Here is a 16,624-nt window from a genome sequence, read left to right as displayed (position 1 = left end):
AACGATGACAGGAAAATCATGAGTTCTCTTGCGAGCGTCGACCCGCAGATCGCCGAGCTCATCAAGGCGGAAGAGCGGCGCCAGGCCGACACCGTCAAGCTCATCGCGTCCGAAAACTACGTGTCCAAGGCCGTGCTCGAGGCCACCGGCACCGTCCTCACCAACAAATACTCCGAGGGCTACGCGGGCAAGCGCTACTACGAGGGCCAGCAGGTCATCGACCAGATCGAGACCGTGGCCATCGAGCGGGCCAAGTCGCTGTTCGGCGTCAACCACGCCAACGTCCAGCCCTACTCCGGCTCGCCCGCCAACCTCGCCATCTACATGGCGTTCCTGCAGCCGGGCGACACCGTCATGGGCATGGGCCTGCCGTTCGGCGGCCACCTCACCCACGGCTGGTCCGTCTCCGCGACCGGCAAGTGGTTCAACCCGGTCCGCTACGGCGTACGCAAGGACACCGGCCGCATCGACCTCGACGAGGTGCGCGAGCTCGCCCTCGAGCACCGGCCGAAGCTGATCTTCTGCGGCGGCACCGCGATCCCGCGCACCATCGACTTCGAGGGCTTCGCCTCGATCGCCCGCGAGGTCGGGGCCGTGCTGGCCGCCGACATCGCCCACATCGCGGGCCTGGTGGCGGGCGGCGCGCACCCGTCCCCGGTGGGCCACGCCGACGTGATCTCCACGACCACGCACAAGACGCTGCGCGGGCCGCGTGGCGCCATGCTGATGGCCACGGCCGACGAGCACGCCACGGCGCTCAACAAGGCCGTCTTCCCCGGCCTGCAGGGCGGTCCCCACAACCACACCACCGCCGCCATCGCCGTCGCGCTCCACGAGGCCGCCCAGCCGTCGTTCCGCGACTACGCCCACCAGGTCGTCGCCAACGCCAAGACCCTGGCCGACGAGCTCGCCTCCCGCGGGTTCGACCTGGTCTCCGGCGGCACCGACAACCACCTGATCCTGCTCGACCTCACGCCCAAGGGCATCGGCGGCAAGCCCGCCGCCCAGGCGCTCGACCGGGCGGGGCTGGAGACCAACTACAACACGGTCCCGTTCGACCCCCGCAAGCCGTTCGACCCGTCGGGCATCCGCATCGGCACCCCGTCCGTCACCTCCCGGGGCATGGGCGAGGCCGAGATGCGCCAGATCGGCGCCTGGATGGACGAGGTCGTCACGGCCCTGGCCAAGGGGGACGCGGAGGACGTCATCGCCCGCGTGCACCACGAGGTCAGCGAACTCACCGCGCAGTTCCCGGCCCCGGGCCTGTAACCACACCGCGGCCCCGGGCGATCCCACCCGCCGCTGCCCATCCCGGTGTCACCCTCAGGGGGTGACACCGCCGGTCGGGCACGCGGCCTCTGGGTCCGCCCCGGCCCGGACGGCGGCGTGGGGTGACCGTGTGGGGACGGCGAACGCCCCGCCGCACGGGCTCCCGGAGTGCGGCGGGGCGTTCGGTGCGAGTGGGGCGGAGTGCCCCGCTCGCGGTCGGCCGACCGGCGGCCCGGGGGACGGGGCCGGATCGACCGGGAAAGGCGTTCCAGGGGACGGGACCGAATCGCCCCCCGGAAGCCTCAGCCCAGGAACAGGTAGTCGGCCCCGTACGGGACCCGGGCCTCGGAGCCCGGCGTGCAGGCGCCGGACGGTGCGACACCGCCGATGGTGTTCAGGCGCAGGATCTGCGTGGCGTGCGCGAGCAGCCCGCTGGCCTTGCCCGCCTGGGTGGCGTCCAGCACGAGCTCGGGGATGTTGCCGTCGCCGTTGGGCGTCTTGGTGACGACCGAGCCGCGCACCGCGCTCCCGTCTGGAGCGATCCACTGCGGCGGTCCGGCGGCGGGCGTCACGAACGAATGGTCGATCCCGCGCCGCAGCTTGGCCGAGACGCCGAGCTGGGTGAAGGCGTACCCGCCGTTCGGCTGTGCCGTGCAGGAGTAGATCTGTGCGCCGCGCAGCACGTCGGCGGTGAGCGCGCGCGGGTGGGTGAACGGCCGGTCGGACAGCTGGCCGCGTACGGCACCGCCGTCGAAGTCGGAGGTGTGCAGGTTCGCGTAGTAACGGTCGGGGTGGGCGGCGATGCGCTTGAGGACGCCGGCGGCGACCGGGGCCTCGCCCGCGACGCCGGTCAGGTTCTCGGGCAGGGCGCCCGCGAACAGGCCGGCGACCACTGGACCGTTCCCGCCTGCGGAACCCTTGTGCAGGTGGCCGTCGGTGACCGCGCCGAGGCCCGACCAGAAGGCCGTGTACGCGAGGGACGACCCGCTGGGACGCAGCCACCACCCGGCCTGGCCGTCTTGGTCGCCGCGCTTCTTGCCGTCGTTCTCCGGCACCTCCTGCGCCCCGTCGGCGCGCGCGGAGAGCGTGGCCTGGTTGCTGCCCTGCAGCACGCCGTTGAGGTCGATCGGCTTGTTCAGCCGGTGGAACTGGCCGCGGAGCGCGCCCTTGGGGTGCTTGGCGTCGTGCAGGTTGGCGTAGAAGCCGCCGGGGTTGTCGATGAGCGCCTTGACCAGGTCGTTGTCGGCCTTGACGGTGCCGGTGACGCCGAGCACGCCGGCGGGCAGCGGCCTGGTGAAGAACTCGAGCCTGACGTCCCCGTTGACGCCCTTCGCGCCCAGGTGGACGTGGCCGGCGGTGGGCGTGCCGATCTCGTTCCAGCGGGCCGCGAACGTGACCTCGTTCCCGCTGATCCTGATCACGACCGTCGAGCGCCCGTCGGCGTCGCCCTTGACGCCCACCTCGTTGGCGCCGCGCAGGCCGGCGGCGAGATAGACGTCGTCACCGGAGGCGTTCGCCGGCGAGGCGGGGGAGGCGAGCAGGGCGGCGGCGAGCAGCGTGCCAGGAATTGCGAACTTCCGGATGAACATGGCTAAACCTCTTAAACGGTTTGATATTCCGGTTGGTACGGCAGGCAGTACGCGCCCGGCGCCGGGGGAGGTTCAAGCCGCGAATCCGTAATTCTGCACACAAGGCCGAAGACCCGAAAAAGCCCTCCCACCAGCGGTGGGAGGGCTTGGAGCGCCTGCCGGGTCAGGCGTTGATGGTGAGCAGCTTCTTGCCCGCCGAGGTGACCACCTCGAAATGGTCGATGTCCTTCAACGGCGTCGCACTGCCGCCGTGCATGTAGAGCGGATCGGGCGAACCCGGCACTCCGTACCCGGCTGGAGGTACGGACCACCCGGTCATCACCCGGCGCTCACCCGACTTGCCGACCGAGACCAGCTCGCATTCGAGCGGCCCCTTCACCCCGGCCAGCTTGAGGGCGGCGTGCGTGCCCCAGGCCTTCGACTCGACCACCAGCCCGCCGGTGACCCCGTCGACGCCCTTCCCCTCGACGGGCGTACCGTCGGCGAAGAACTGCTCGGCCGGGCCCATGTGGCTGCCGTGCCCCTGGGCGATCGGAGGGGCGTCGCCGACGGAGAGCTGCGTGCCGATCGTCAGCCCGCCGGCCACCAGCGTGACCGCCGCCGCCATCCCGATCACGAACGTCCCCCTGCGGGTCTTCCTGTCCGTCCGCTTCTTGCGCTGGAGCAGGTCGATCACCGGCTCGGGGGACGGCGCCCCGTAGTCCTCCATCGGGCCGATCCCGCTCAGCACGCTGGCCATGCCGGACAGATCGGACAGCTCGGCGCGACAGGGGGCGCAGCCCAGGAGATGGGCCTCGAAGGCGTGCCTGTCGTCCTCCTCCAGCAGTCCGAGCGCGTACGCGCCCACGTCCGTGTGCTCGACTCTCGAAGTCACGCCGTCACCCCCCTCTCCTCAAGTGCGATCCGCAGCGCGCGAACGGCGTAGTAGACCCGGGACTTCACGGTGCCGACCGGGATGCCCAGCGCCTCGGCGGCGTCGTTGACCGACCGGTCTCGCAAGATCGTCTCGTTGAGGATCTCGCGGTGTGCCGGCGACAACGCCTTCAGCGCCTCTGTCACGACCACCTGGTGCAGCAGGCCCTCCATCTCGTCAGGCACGGGCATCGTCTCCAGCGGCCCGTCACCCGACTCCTGAGGGCGCGCGCCCCGGCGCCGCCGGTCATCGATCACGATACGTCTGGCGACCGTCGCCAGCCAGGGCATCAGTGAGACCGACTCGGGATCGAGCTGCTCCGCGCTGCGCCAAGCCCGGATCATGGTCTCCTGCACCACGTCTTCCGCCCACTGCCGATCGCCCGCCGTCAACCTGATCACGAAGGCCAGCAACGGCCTGTGATACTCCCGGTAGAGCGCGGACACTGCCGCCTCGTCATTCGGCACCCCGTCATTTGGCACCCCGTCATCCGGCCGTACGCGGCGGATCCAGTGTCGAAAACGCGGCTTCCCCATAGGGGCGGCTCCCTCGGCCGAGGGCGGGGGATAAGTGCTGGTGTGCATCATTCCCCTTTCTCGGGTCCGTCGGCAGGTGGTACGGCCGGCCGCCCGGGCAGGGTTCAACAGATCGCCATACTTAATCCGATTGCATCCCTGCGGGAGAGGTGCGTAGAGTCTGCCGCAACTGATCGAGGAGGTGAGGACTATGCGGGTCGTCCCGTTCCGTATGCCGTTCGTCCACCTCCCCGGGCTCCGCTGAGCTGCCGGGTTTCCCTTCTCGATCAAAGGTTCAACTGCGTTGTCTCACGATCTTTCCCTGCTCGGCTGGACCGCTCTCCGCGCCGCCGAGCTGCCCGCTGACACCGTCCCCGCCCGCGTGGCCCGCGTCGACCGCGGCGCCGCCGAGGTGATCGCGGCGGAGGGTCAGCTTCACGTCAAGTACGGCGCCCGCGTCCGCAGGGCGTCGGCCGCCGACCCGGTCGCGCTGCCGTGCGTGGGCGACTGGGTCGCCCTCAAGCTGCTCCCGGAGGGCCGCTACGAGCTCGACGAGGTCCTGCCGCGGACGACCGCGTTCATCAGGGGCGGCGTGAGCCGCGACTCGGTGGGCGGCCTGTCCGGCGACGGCCAGGGCCAGGTGCTCGCCGCGAACGTCGACGTCGTCTTCGTGGCCGAGCCGTCCATGCACTCCACGGACTTCGCCGACCTCGGCCGCATCGAGCGCCTCGTCGCGCTGGCCTGGGAGTCCGGCGGCACGCCCGTGGTGCTCATCACCAAGTCCGACCTGTTCGAGGACGGCCTCGACCAGTTGCTCGACGACGTCCGGGTGGCCGCGCCCGGCGTGGACGTGCACGCGGTCTCGTCCCTGCGCGGCGACGGGGTACCGCTGGCCGCCGGCTACCTGGAGGGATCCCGTACGGCCGTGATCCTCGGCCCGTCGGGAGCCGGCAAGTCCACCCTGGTCAACGCGCTGGCCGGGGACGGCGTCATGGAGACCCAGCAGGTGCGCGCCGCCGACGGGCGGGGCCGGCACACCACCGTCCACAGGGAGCTCATCCCGCTGTCCGGGGGCGGGCTGGTCATCGACACGCCCGGGATCCGGCGGATCGGCCTCTACGACATCGCCGACGGCGTCGACCTGGTCTTCTCCGACATCGAGGCGCTGGCCGTGCTGTGCCGCTTCGGCGACTGCGGGCACTCCGGCGAGCCGGGCTGCGCGGTGCTGGCCGCGCTGGAGACCGGTGAGCTGCCGGAGCGGCGGCTCGACAGCTGGCGCAAGCTGCGGCGGGAGGCGGCCTGGATGGCCTCCAGGACCGACGCCCGCCTGCGCAAGGAGCAGCAGAACAAGTGGAAGCTCATCACCAAGGAGATGCGCCGCTCGGGCCGTAGCCGGCCCTAGCGGCCCGGCCGCGCGGGTGAGGCGAGGAGCGCGGTTGAGCGGGTAGGGCACTGGTCATGGAGCTCTTCGCAGACCGTGCGCAGGCTGGGGAGCTGCTGGCCGAGCGCCTGGAGGACGTGCGCGACCCCGTCGTGCTCGCCCTGCCCCGCGGCGGCGTGGCGGTGGCCCTGCCGATCGCGCGCAGGCTCGGCGCCCCCCTCGACGTCCTGGTGACGAGGAAGATCGGCTATCCGCCCACCCCGGAGCTGGGGGTGGGCGCCATAGCCGAGGGCGGCGAGCCCGTGTTCGACCACACGCTGCTGCGCCGCCTCGGCATGACGCCCGAGTCGGTGGCGGACGTGGTGGACAAGGAGCGGCGCGAGCTGGCGCGCAGGGTGCTCGCCTACCGCGGCGACCGCCCGCTGCCCCCGCTGGAGGGGCGCGAGGTCATCGTGGTGGACGACGGCCTGGCCACCGGCGGCACCGCGCGGGCCGCGCTCAGGGCGGTCGCCGCGGCCAAGCCCGCCAGGGTGACGCTGGCCGTGCCGGTCGGGGCCCGCGAGACAGTCGGCTCGCTGCGGCACGAGGCCGACGAGGTGGTGGTTCTGCGCACGCCGATCGACTTCAGGGCGGTCGGCCAGTGGTATGAGCGCTTCGACCAGCTCACCGACGCCGACGTACTCGAACTGCTCGACCGGGCGCGGCGATGAGGACGTACAGGGGGCGCTCGCGGCTGGAAACACGGGGCGTGCCGCCTGTCAGGCGGCGAGCACGGCCCAGACGAGCTTGCGCGAGCCGCCGGGCGACAGCCAGCCCCAGGTGGTGCAGAGCGCGTCGATCAGCCGCAGCCCCCGCCCGAACTCGGAGAACACGTCGGGAGCCGTCGCCACCGGCACGGTCCGGCTGTGGTCGGTCACCACGCACGCCAGCTCCGCCCCGTGCGACAGCAGCCGCAGCTGCGCCGCCCCGCCGCCGTGCCGCATCGCGTTGGTCACCAGCTCCGACACCACCAGCTGAGCGTCGAAGGCCGGCTCGGAAACCCCCCACGCGGCCAGCGTCTGATCGACGAACCGCCGCGCCGTCGCCACGCAGGCCGGCTCGAGCGCGACCCGCTGATGGAAGGGGAACACCGCGTCGCACTCCCAGGCATGCCCCTCTACCAGAATGGAGGAAAGCCATCCTGGTGGCCGGGAACCGATGGCGGCTTGCGGCCGAGCGTCGAAAGTCGTCATTCTGGCCCCCGAGGCGCGGTCTGGTGATCCAATGCCCATCTTTACGGGGAGTGCTAACCGATGCAAGACTTTTGGTCGTTTACGGATGCGAATCGCATCTGCACGTGCAGATGATCTAGGAGCGGCAGCGTGAGCGCAGAGAGCGCGGAAGGGAAGCTTCTCAGACATTCGCCGGGAAGCCCGACGGTGCTGCGGATCCTGCTGGGCACTCAGCTGCGCAGGCTCCGCACGGAGAAGGGTATCTCGCGCGAGGACGCCGGGTACTCGATTCGCGCATCTCACGCCAAGATCAGCCGGCTGGAGCTCGGCCAGGTCAGCTTCAAGCAGCGGGACGTGGCCGACCTGCTGACCCTGTACGGCGTCACCGACCCCGCCGAGCGCGAGCCGCTGCTCGCCCTGGCCAAGCAGGCCAACGCCCCCGGCTGGTGGCACAAGTACGGCGACGTGCTGCCGCCCTGGTTCGAGGTCTACATCGGCCTGGAGGGCGCGGCCTCCAGCATCCGCACGTACGAGAACCAGTTCATGCCCGGCCTCCTCCAGACCCCCGAGTACGCCAGGGCCGTGATCGAGCTGGCCCACGAGAAGGCCCCGAGGGTGGAGCTCGACCGCCGCGTGGCGGTGCGCACCACGCGGCAGGGGCGGCTGGAGAGCGGGCTGACGGTCTGGGCGGTGATCGACGAGGCCGTCGTGCGCCGGACGATCGGCAGCTCCGAGATCATGCGCGGGCAGCTCGCCCATCTCCTCGACCTCACGGCCGAGCGCAACGTCACCGTGCAGATCATGCCGTTCGACCGCGGCGGCCACGCGGCGGCCGGGGGCCCGTTCAGCATCCTGCGCTTCCCCGAGCCCGAGCTGCCCGACGTCGTCTACATGGAGCAGCTCACCAGCGCCCTCTACCTGGACAAACCCGCCGACTCCGACCACTACATGGAAGTCATGGACCGGCTCAGCATCCAGGCCGAGGAGCCCAAGGAGACCAGGCGCTTCCTGGAACGCCTGCTTTCCCGATGAGCTGCTGAAATCTCTGTGACCGACCCCATATCCGGTTTTTTGGTCGTCCGCTATATGGAAGCCGACGCGTTACCGTATTGTCTCCTCGCAAACGCGGATGCACGTGCATCCGTAAGATCGCAAGGAGCTGCCCCCATGCATGAGTTCCGGAACGGAACGCCCGCCGGCCGCCTTCCTGTCGTCTGGCGCAAGAGCAAGCGGAGCAACCCCAACGGCAACTGCGTCGAAGTCGCGAACCTGCCCACGGGGGAGATAGCCATGCGTAACTCACGTTTTCCCGAAGGTCCCGCGCTGGTCTACACCCAGGCGGAGATCACCGCGTTCGTCCTCGGGGCCAAGGACGGCGAATTCGACGATCTGATCGTCTGAGGTCTGACGTTTAGGGGAGCGCGCGCCGCTCAGGCTCGCGGCGCGCTGTACCAGCGCCACTTCACCGGGCGCTCACGGCCGGGGAGGTCGGCGCGCCCGGTGACCCACAGCAGGGTCGTCCACGGATCCGTGTCGCGCGGGGCCTCGGGGAACAGCCGCGCCAGCACCCGGGCGCAGATCCCGGCCGGCGGCGCCCACCCGAGCCCGAGCCCTTCGGCCAGGTCGTGGGTGTGGACGAGGGTCTCCACGATGCCCATCGCCGCCGAGCCCTCGGGGTCGGCCGCGCCGAAACCGTGGTGGGCGCGGACCTGTGGCGGCGTGGTGCGCACCATGGAGGACAGCATCGCGCCGCACGACTCCAGCACCTGCAGCAGCCCGGCGGGACCGGCCTTGGGGTCGGCGTGGATGGTGTTGGCGGGGCCTTCCGGCCTGCGACTTTCCAGGATGAACGGGACGTAGACGTCCAGCGGCGGCGTCCTGAGCCCGAGCTGGGCGGCATAGGCGAACAGGTCGTCGGCCAGGTGCTCGACGGTCTCCCAGCACGTCCACTCCAGCGTGCCGGCCTTGTGGTCCCACGCGGTCGCGGGCGCCTCGCGGAGGGTGGCGACGGCCAGCCGGACGGCCTCGTCGAGGTCGTCGGCGGTCACGGGGGAGGGCTGGGATTCTGTCATGCCGGGCACTTTAACGGCCGGGTGTGACAATCTCCGGTGGTCCCGGTTTGTCGGTGCCGCGTGGGATGCTGTCGGGCATGGATGTGTTGCGCGTGGTCGCCGCGGCGGTCGTCGACCGGGGGCGGCTGCTCGTCGTGAGCAAGCAGGCCGCTCCGGACGTCTTCTACCTGCCGGGGGGCAAGCCCGAGGCGGGGGAGGAGCCGGAGGAGACGCTCGCGCGCGAGCTGGCCGAGGAGCTCGGGGTGACCCCGCGCGACCTGGCCCTGCTCGGCCACGTGGAGGCCGTGGCGGCGCTGGAGGGCGTGCCCATGCGCATGACGGTCTTCACCGCCGGGGTTTCGGGGGATCCGAGGCCGGCCGCGGAGCTGGCGGCGCTGGGGTGGACGGACGGGCGTGACGCGTACGCGCCGCGTCTGGCGCCTGCCGTGCGCGACCACGTGGTGCCGCTGCTCGTGCGGGCCGGTGTCCTCGGAGGTGCTGCCTGATCAGGCAGTTGTCCCGACCGGGTTCGCCGGAGCCTGTGCGTGGAGGGCCAGGCTCCGGTTCATCGGGACAACTGCTCGATCACGCGATGATGGTGACGCTGCCGGGTGTGTCAGGCGGCGGAGATGCCGGCGCTGGCCGCGCGGCGCATGCGACGACGACGCTCGGAGGCGCGCTCGTCTTCGTTGAGACCGCCCCACGTGCCGTACTTCTCGGGACGGGACAGCGCGTAGTCAAGGCACTCGTTGCGGACAGGGCACTGGGCGCAGATCGCCTTGGCCTTCCGCTCACGTACGTCACGCTCGGGCTGCCGCTCCCCGTCGGGGCCGAAGAAGAGCACGAGGTCCTCACCCCGGCACGCGGCATCATCCTGCCAACCCCAGCTGGGGCGCGGGCGGGCGAGCTGCCGACGTACCTGAGACATGAGAAAACCACCTTCGTGAGAGGTATTTCGGTAATTGGGCCGCATTGGACGCTTTTGGCGTCACTGTTCCAACGCAAGGTCGGGCCGCGATGTTCCCTGTTCAGGCGAGAGCGGGCGTGGCGTACCGCACAGGCGTGAGCCTGTCCAGCGAAACCAGCCGGTAGGTGGTGATCGTCTCGGCGCAAGCCGTACCACACGGCGCTGTGAACGCCGATGGCTCAACCACAACCTGGAACCGGACGTCGCCGCAGCGTACGAGCGCTTCGGTGACGTCACCGTCCGACCTGGAGGATTCCACGGCCACCGCGCCGACGGAACACTCTCCCGTATGGGCTCGGGCGAAGTGCTCCACGGCTTGCAATGGCTCAGGGATGCCTGCGCGTCCCCGGTAGCGGTCGAGAATGATCTCGCCCGACCGGTACGCGTTAGCCGCTGCCAGTGCAGCAGCCTGAGACATGCTGCCGTAGAAAATTCCGTGTGGCAAGCACACCAGGTTGGCGGCGTAGCGATCGCCGCCAACGTGTGACGTTTCCCACACTCTGTCCGGCAAAGAATCGGCCAGCGTGCGAGCGAGGGGTAGTCCAATGCGGGCGCAGCACGCATTGCGCTTGGCGTGCGTGCAGACCAGAAATACCGGCTCGTCTTCAAGTATGCAGGACTCCGGGACCACTCCCGCCACGAGCGCGTCCAGGTCAAGATCGTCGGGACCTGCGACGATACCGCTCGCCAACCAGGGTCGGTCTCCTACCGCGTACGCGAGTAGCACACGGATCCCCTGCTCCTGTGGGCGGGCCCGCTTTCCCGGCCGGCGGATCAGCTGGGGCCTGATACCGCGCTCGAGTGCCCGGCGGACCAGTTCGGAGATTTTTTCAGGAAGTTCGAAGTTTTCCAGGTGTGAGGGCCAGGCGCCGGTGTATTCGACGAGCAGCCACAGCCGGGCTCCCACGGTGGCACTGGCCAACGTCGGAACCCCTCCGGTGTGGCATCCGTTCGGATGCTCGCAGCCCCTCGCCAACGCCTGTTCTCCCTCCCCATCCGAATTAGGTAAGACTAACCTAACGGATTGGTGGGGTCAGTCGCGGGGGGTTCGGCGCAACACGTCCCGTGTCGCGGGCAGCGCGCGGTCCCTGTCCTGCTTGACCAGGCCGATCCTGGTCCGCCGGTCCAGCAGGTCGCCCTCGTCGAGCGCGCCCTCGTGCCGTACCGACCAGATCAGCTCGCCCTCGGTGATGCCGAGCCCGACCTCCGCCGGGTGTGCCTTGACGAGTTCGTGGACGGCCCCGGCCTCGCTGCCGTACCGCTCGGCGAGGCGGAGCGGCACCCCGGACGGCCGCGGGCCCGCCCCGGCGAGCGGGATCTTCCTGGTGCGGCTCCGGCGCGCCGGGAGTTTCGCGGACGAGACCGCTTCATCCACCGCGTCCTCCGCCATTCGCCGATATGTCGTGAGCTTGCCGCCGACGACCGTGACGATCCCGTCATGCGATAGAACGGCGTGTCTGCGCGAGATGTCGGCCGTGTGGCCGTCGGCCGCCAGAAGGGGCCTGAGGCCCGCGTACGCGCCCGCGACCGCCTCCCGGGTCACCTGAGTCTCAAGAACCCCGTTCAGCACCTCCAGGAGCGTTCTGACGTCTTCCTCGGGCACTTCGGGGACATCGGGGACGGGCCCGTCCACCGGTTCGTCGGTGAGGCCGACGTACACGCGGCCGTCGCGCTGGGGGAGGACGAGCGCGAATCGGTTGGTCTCTCCCGGTATGGGCACGTGCATGCCGGCGATCAGCCCGGGCAGCGTCCCCTGGGCCAGCACGAGGTGGGTGCCGCGCGAGGGGCGCAGCTTCACCTCGGGGTCCAGCCCGCCCGCCCACACCCCGGCCGCGTTGATCACCACTCTGGCGCGGACGTCGAACTCCTCGCCGGTCAGCTCGTCGCGTACCAGCGCGCCCTGACCGGTGAGCCGCAGCGCGCGGCAGCGGGTCAGCACGCGGGCTCCGTGCGCCGCGGCGGTCCTGGCGATGGCCACGACCAGGCGGGCGTCGTCCAGCAGCCGGCCGTCCCACGACAGCAGCGCGCCGCGCAGGCCGTCGCCGTCGAGCACGGGCGCCAGCGTGCGCGTGCGGGCCGCGCTCAGCCGCGTCGGGCCGGGCAGCAGCCGGCGCGGCGTGCGCGCGGCGGCCCGCAGGCCGTCGCCGAGCCGGTAGCCGCTCATCACGAGCGCCGCCTGCCGCCGAGAGACCGCCTTCGTCAGCGGCAGCAGGTACGGGTGGGCCGCGACCAGGTGCGGAGCCGTCGTGCGGAGCAGGATGCCGCGCTCGACCGCGCTCTCGTACGCGACGTCCACCTGCCCCTTGGCCAGGTAGCGCAGGCCGCCGTGGATCATCTTGGAGCTCCACCTGGACGTGCCGAAAGCCAGGTCGTGCGCGTCGATCGCCGCTACGCTGAGCCCACGGGACGCGGCGTCCAGCGCGGCGCCGGCGCCGGTCGCGCCGAGCCCGACCACCAGCACGTCGAGCCGCTCCTCCGCGACCCGGCGCAGCTCACGGGATCTCCTGCGCGCGTTCAGCGAGCCGTTGTCCAAGGTGCCTCCATGCGAGCTATCCAAGATAGGCCTCCAGCAGGGCGGTGAGCTCGCCGTCGAGCTCGTCCATGGTCACCGGGCCGAGCATCGTGGGCGCCGACAGCAGGAACGACTGCGCCACCAGCAGCACCGCCCGCGCCCGGCCCGGGTCCCCGACGGCGCGCTCCAGGACCTCGAGTATCGCCTCGTGGCTGGCGCCGCGCCGGTCGAGCAGGTACGGCAGCAGCAGCTCCGGATCCGCCTCCACGATCTTGCGCCACAGCGGGTGGGCGCGCAGCCCCCTGACCCCCTCGACGACCGCGCGCACGGGGTCCGCCAGGTCGAGCTCCTCGACCACCCGCACCCATTCCCTGGTCATCAGGTCCGCGACCAGCGTGCGCACGTCGGGCCAGCGGCGGTAGATCGTCATCCGCGACACCCCCGCCCGGCGCGCCACGTCGGTGAGCGTCGTCCTGCGCACGCCGTAGGCCAGCACGCAGTCGCGGGCCGCGTCCAGCACCCCATCGTTGTGACGAATCGACGTCATGTGTCACAGTGTAAGCGTGAGTGGAGAACCGATGCTGTGGTCCGGCTGGGGCGACCCGGCTCTCGCCCGCGAGCTGCCCGAGCAGGTCCGCGCGCTTCTGCGCGACTTCCTCGGCGTGCGCGCCCCGGACGCCCCCGCCGTCGGTCTCGAATCGGTGCGCCTGCCGCCGGTCGCCCTGTCCGAGCCGCTGCTCGGCGCGCTGGCCGGGGTGGTCGGCCCCGCGTACGTGCTGACCTCGCACGAGGCCCGCGTGCGCCACACGCGCGGCAAGTCCACCCCCGACCTGCTGCGGATGCGCGCGGGGGACGGCTCGGCCGCGCCCGACGCGGTGGTGCTGCCCGGCTCGCACGAGGAGGTGGCCGAGCTGCTGCGGGTGTGCTCCGCCGAACGCGTCGCCGTGATCCCCTTCGGCGGCGGCACCTCCGTGGTGGGCGGCCTCACCGCCGCCACGCCGGACTCGGGCTTCACGGGGGTGGTCGCTCTCGACCTGGGCCGGCTCGACCGCCTGCTCTCCGTGGACCCGGAGTCCCTCGTGGCCTCCTTCGAGCCCGGGGTACGCGCCCCCGAGGCCGAGCGGCTGCTCGCCGCGCACGGCCTCACGCTCGGCCACTTCCCCCAGTCCTTCGAGTACGCCACCCTCGGAGGCTTCGCGGCGGCCCGCTCCAGCGGCCAGGCCTCCGCCGGATACGGACGCTTCGACGACATGGTCGTGGGCCTCACGGTGGCCACCCCCACCGGCACCCTGGACCTCGGACGCGCCCCCAAGTCGGCGGCCGGCCCCGATCTGCGCCAGCTCGTGCTGGGCTCCGAGGGCGCCTTCGGGGTCATCACGTCCCTGCGGCTGAGGGTGCGGCGCGCTCCTGAGGAGCGGCGGTACGAGGGGTGGCGGTTCGGGACGTTCGCGGAGGGGACGGCGGCCGTGCGCGCGCTCGCCCAGGAGGGGCCGCTCCCGACGGTGCTGCGGCTCTCGGACGAGACCGAGACCATGATCGGCCTCGCGAAGCCCGACACCATCGGCTCTGGCGGCTCGGGCTGCCTCCTGATCGCCGGCTACGAGAGCACCCGAGCCTCCGGGTGGGGGTCGGTGGCGGCCCGGCAGGCCGGGGCCGCGGCCGTGCTGAGCCGGATGGGCGGCGAGCCGCTGGGCGCCGAGCCGGGGGAGGCGTGGGAGCACGGACGCTTCTCCGCGCCCTATCTCCGCGACTCGCTGCTCGCCGCCGGCGCCACCGTCGAGACCCTGGAGACGGCCGGGTTCTGGGCGAACCTGCCGCGGCTCTACGACGCGGTGCGGCTCGCCCTGGCGGGCGCGCTCGGCTCGCCGCTCGTCATGTGCCACGTCTCCCACGTGTACGAGACCGGCGCCTCGCTGTACTTCACGGTCGTCGTCGCGCAGGAGGGGGACCCGGTGGCGCAGTGGGAGCGCGCCAAGGAGGCGGCGAACGCGGCCATCGTGACGGCCGGCGGCACGATCACCCACCACCACGGGGTCGGACGCGAGCACCGGGACGCTTACGCGGCCGAGGTGGGGCCGGTGGGCGTGAGCATCCTGCAGGCGGTCAAGGCCCGCCTCGACCCGGCCGGAATCCTCAACCCCGGCGCCCTCGTCCCACCCACCGCTTAGGCGGGTGGGTCAGGGTTCGTCGGGGGGAACGATCCGGTCGGCCTCCGCGAGCGTGGCCGCGGCTTCGCTGTAGCGGTGGAGGGACTCGAGGGCGGCGGCCAGGCACCTCAGCGCCACCTCCAGCGGGGCGCCGCCCGCCGGGCGGCTGAGCGCCACCGCCTCCTGGACCAGGGGGAGCGCCTCCGCGCCCCGGTCCCGTCTGAGCAGGAGTTTCGCCTTGGCGAGCAGGCTGCGGGCCAGCAGGGCCGTGTGCGTGCCGGGAGCGCGCGCGTCGAGGGCCCGGCTGCGCGCGACCGCCTCGCTGACCCTTTTCAGCGCCGCCCCGCCCCAGCGGGACGACCGGGTCTGCGCGTATGCCAGCAGCCCCTCGATGACCTCCACGTCGGAAGTGCCGCTCCGGGTCGTGTCGTCCGGGCCGTTACGGGTCATGAGGCACCCCCCTCGACGGTCCCTACCGCTTGCTTGGGGGGTTGAGGGTACACCATTGCGAACCTTCTGTGTTCCTTACAGTACGGAGCGTTCCGGGTGCACGAATGGGTGATCGCGGTAAGTATGTGGTCATGGTGGAAGTCGCGGCCGAGCGGGGAAAGCAGCTTTCCTCAAGGGTGTCAGAAGAGGGGGCAGGATGGGCCTGCACACAGACGGGGGCGTTCGCGCAGCTCAGACCCGACAATCACGGGTTTACCTGGCTGAATTTGGCGACGCTGTGGAGATCGCGTAACGACATCCTCGCGGGGTTGTTCGGGGATCCGTCGGGAGAGGTTCGGGCGCGATGGGTGGCGGCTCAGGAAGCGCGAGGGATTGATCCGGAATTTCGTATCAAACCCCCTGTCGGGGGAAATTTCAGTTTCCTGCTGCTCGGTGATACAGGCGAGGGGGACGCGTCCCAGTACGCCGTTGTTCCGGGGATGTTGAAAGTAGGGGAAGAGACGTCCTTCGCCGTCATCGCGAGTGATGTGATCTATCCGACGGGATCGGGCAACGAGTACGGGGACAAGTTCTTCCGTCCGTACAAGGACTATGACGCCCCGATCTACGCCGTCCCCGGCAACCACGACTGGTACGACGGGCTCGGCGGTTTCATGCGGGTCTTCTGCGACGCGCCGGCGCTCAAGCCGAGACCGGACCGCTGGCTGCGCGGCCTGCTGTGGCGCAAGCCGGAGGCCATCGACGAGGCGCGGCTGGCCCGGGCGCGCGAGCTCAGGGGCAAGCCGTCCCAGCAGGTCACGCAGCCGGGGCCGTACTGGGTGATCGAGAGCGACAGCCTGCTGATCGTCGGCGTCGACACCGGCATCAAGAACATCATCGACAAGGGGCAGACCGATTGGCTGCGGCGCGTCTCGCGCGATCCGCGGCCCAAGATCCTCGTCACGGGCAAGCCCATCTACACCGGAAACGTCTACAAGCCCTCACCGCTGGAGGAAGGCGGCACGATCGACGACATCGTGCGCGACCCGGCGAACCGTTACGTGGCGGCCATCGGCGGAGACGTGCACAACTACCAGCGCTACCCCGTCAAAGTGGGCGACCGGGTGATCCAGTACATCGTCTCCGGCGGCGGCGGCGCCTTCATGCACGCCACGCACACGATCCAGCGGGTCGACGTCGCGGACGTGCACGAGGACGAGTTCAGGTGCTACCCGCTGCGCGGCGACTCCCTGTCCTTCTACAGCCAGCTGTACGCGCACCGCCTGCGGATGAAGTGGATCTACCTGACGCCCTCCGAGGCCCTGTGCATCATGGCGGACCAGATCAAGAACGAGCCGGTCAGATCCCCCGAGGGCCCCGTCACGATCACCCGCAGGATGCGGTGGGCGGCGCGGCTGCTCGGGGCGTGGCCGTGGCCGCTCAGGCTGCCGGTCGACAAGGTGTTCCACCGCTACCTGTCGGAGCTGTCCGACTGGGACACGCCGCCGTTCTTCAAGCAGTTCCTGCACCTGTCGGTCACGCCCGAGGAGCTGACCGTGCGGTGCTTCGCCGCCACCGGGTGCCGGGCCCAGGAGGACGATCCGCCGCTGGAGGACGAGGTGCGCATCGCTTTGTCGTAG

Annotated in this window: 18 protein-coding genes; 8 read left to right on the top strand and 10 right to left on the bottom strand. The window is 71.0% G+C overall.

Going from position 1 to position 16,624, the window contains the following annotated elements:
• Positions 1-18 precede the first annotated feature (18 nt).
• A complete protein-coding gene (gene glyA, locus H4W80_RS19890; protein WP_225963555.1) occupies positions 19-1,269 on the top strand; it encodes a serine hydroxymethyltransferase in 1,251 nt (416 codons plus the stop codon).
• Positions 1,270-1,571: 302 nt separating this feature from the next.
• Here the strand turns inward: glyA and H4W80_RS19885 are convergent, their stop codons facing one another.
• The 3 genes from H4W80_RS19885 to H4W80_RS19875 all read right to left on the bottom strand — a co-directional run bounded on the left by H4W80_RS19885 (position 1,572) and on the right by H4W80_RS19875 (position 4,238).
• Positions 1,572-2,858, bottom strand: a complete 1,287-nt coding sequence (locus tag H4W80_RS19885; RefSeq protein WP_192786466.1) for a CHRD domain-containing protein — start codon at positions 2,856-2,858, stop codon at positions 1,572-1,574.
• Positions 2,859-3,021: 163 nt separating this feature from the next.
• Entirely contained in the window at positions 3,022-3,732 is a 711-nt protein-coding gene (locus tag H4W80_RS19880; RefSeq protein ID WP_192786465.1) for an anti-sigma factor family protein, read from the bottom strand.
• Entirely contained in the window at positions 3,729-4,238 is a 510-nt protein-coding gene (locus tag H4W80_RS19875) for a sigma-70 family RNA polymerase sigma factor (RefSeq protein WP_318786956.1), read from the bottom strand. Before H4W80_RS19875 ends, H4W80_RS19880 begins: the two co-directional genes overlap by 4 nt.
• 352 nt (positions 4,239-4,590) lie before the next feature.
• On the opposite strand from H4W80_RS19875, the gene rsgA reads away from it, so the two are divergent.
• Positions 4,591-5,688: a ribosome small subunit-dependent GTPase A gene (rsgA, locus tag H4W80_RS19870; protein ID WP_192786464.1), complete on the top strand. Its 1,098-nt coding sequence runs from the start codon at positions 4,591-4,593 to the stop codon at positions 5,686-5,688.
• 56 nt (positions 5,689-5,744) lie between these two features.
• Positions 5,745-6,377, top strand: coding sequence for a phosphoribosyltransferase (locus tag H4W80_RS19865; protein ID WP_192786463.1), 633 nt, complete (start codon positions 5,745-5,747; stop codon positions 6,375-6,377).
• Positions 6,378-6,425: 48 nt separating this feature from the next.
• Here the strand turns inward: H4W80_RS19865 and H4W80_RS19860 are convergent, their stop codons facing one another.
• Complete coding sequence (locus H4W80_RS19860; protein ID WP_192786462.1) at positions 6,426-6,797, bottom strand: ATP-binding protein; 372 nt, start codon at positions 6,795-6,797, stop codon at positions 6,426-6,428.
• Between the two features lie 231 nt (positions 6,798-7,028).
• Here H4W80_RS19860 and H4W80_RS19855 point away from each other — a divergent pair, with 231 nt between their 5' ends.
• Positions 7,029-7,910: a helix-turn-helix domain-containing protein gene (locus H4W80_RS19855; protein ID WP_318786955.1), complete on the top strand. Its 882-nt coding sequence runs from the start codon at positions 7,029-7,031 to the stop codon at positions 7,908-7,910.
• Between the two features lie 135 nt (positions 7,911-8,045).
• On the top strand, positions 8,046-8,279 hold the full coding sequence (locus H4W80_RS19850) for a DUF397 domain-containing protein (protein ID WP_127935054.1): 234 nt from the start codon (positions 8,046-8,048) through the stop codon (positions 8,277-8,279).
• 29 nt (positions 8,280-8,308) lie between these two features.
• Here the strand turns inward: H4W80_RS19850 and H4W80_RS19845 are convergent, their stop codons facing one another.
• Positions 8,309-8,950, bottom strand: coding sequence for a DinB family protein (locus H4W80_RS19845; RefSeq protein WP_192786461.1), 642 nt, complete (start codon positions 8,948-8,950; stop codon positions 8,309-8,311).
• A 77-nt stretch (positions 8,951-9,027) separates the two neighbouring features.
• Here H4W80_RS19845 and H4W80_RS19840 point away from each other — a divergent pair, with 77 nt between their 5' ends.
• The gene (locus tag H4W80_RS19840; RefSeq protein ID WP_225963552.1) at positions 9,028-9,435 is read left to right on the top strand and encodes an NUDIX hydrolase; all 408 of its coding nucleotides are present in this window, start codon (positions 9,028-9,030) and stop codon (positions 9,433-9,435) included.
• Between the two features lie 110 nt (positions 9,436-9,545).
• On the opposite strand, the gene H4W80_RS19835 is transcribed toward H4W80_RS19840, so the two are convergent.
• From H4W80_RS19835 to H4W80_RS19820, 4 genes are all read right to left on the bottom strand, one after another.
• On the bottom strand, positions 9,546-9,857 hold the full coding sequence (locus H4W80_RS19835) for a WhiB family transcriptional regulator (RefSeq protein ID WP_080036407.1): 312 nt from the start codon (positions 9,855-9,857) through the stop codon (positions 9,546-9,548).
• 100 nt (positions 9,858-9,957) lie between these two features.
• Complete coding sequence (locus tag H4W80_RS19830; protein WP_225963551.1) at positions 9,958-10,818, bottom strand: sucrase ferredoxin; 861 nt, start codon at positions 10,816-10,818, stop codon at positions 9,958-9,960.
• Positions 10,819-10,929: 111 nt separating this feature from the next.
• Positions 10,930-12,429 (bottom strand): glycerol-3-phosphate dehydrogenase/oxidase, encoded by a 1,500-nt coding sequence (locus H4W80_RS19825; protein ID WP_192786459.1) that lies wholly within the window; start codon positions 12,427-12,429, stop codon positions 10,930-10,932.
• Positions 12,430-12,445: 16 nt separating this feature from the next.
• Positions 12,446-12,955, bottom strand: a complete 510-nt coding sequence (locus H4W80_RS19820) for a TetR/AcrR family transcriptional regulator (protein WP_192786458.1) — start codon at positions 12,953-12,955, stop codon at positions 12,446-12,448.
• Between the two features lie 31 nt (positions 12,956-12,986).
• On the opposite strand from H4W80_RS19820, the gene H4W80_RS19815 reads away from it, so the two are divergent.
• Positions 12,987-14,576, top strand: a complete 1,590-nt coding sequence (locus H4W80_RS19815; protein ID WP_192793613.1) for an FAD-binding oxidoreductase — start codon at positions 12,987-12,989, stop codon at positions 14,574-14,576.
• 9 nt (positions 14,577-14,585) lie between these two features.
• On the opposite strand, the gene H4W80_RS19810 is transcribed toward H4W80_RS19815, so the two are convergent.
• A complete protein-coding gene (locus H4W80_RS19810; RefSeq protein WP_192786457.1) occupies positions 14,586-15,005 on the bottom strand; it encodes a hypothetical protein in 420 nt (139 codons plus the stop codon).
• Positions 15,006-15,181: 176 nt separating this feature from the next.
• Between H4W80_RS19810 and H4W80_RS19805 the strand changes: the two genes are divergently transcribed.
• On the top strand, positions 15,182-16,624 hold the full coding sequence (locus tag H4W80_RS19805) for a metallophosphoesterase family protein (RefSeq protein ID WP_420540603.1): 1,443 nt from the start codon (positions 15,182-15,184) through the stop codon (positions 16,622-16,624).

Origin of the sequence: Nonomuraea angiospora (assembly GCF_014873145.1) — a bacterium.
Taxonomy (GTDB): Bacteria; Actinomycetota; Actinomycetes; order Streptosporangiales; family Streptosporangiaceae; genus Nonomuraea; species Nonomuraea angiospora.
The sequence above is the reverse complement of the archived record's forward strand: the minus strand, read 5'-3'. Positions and strand labels throughout refer to the sequence as shown.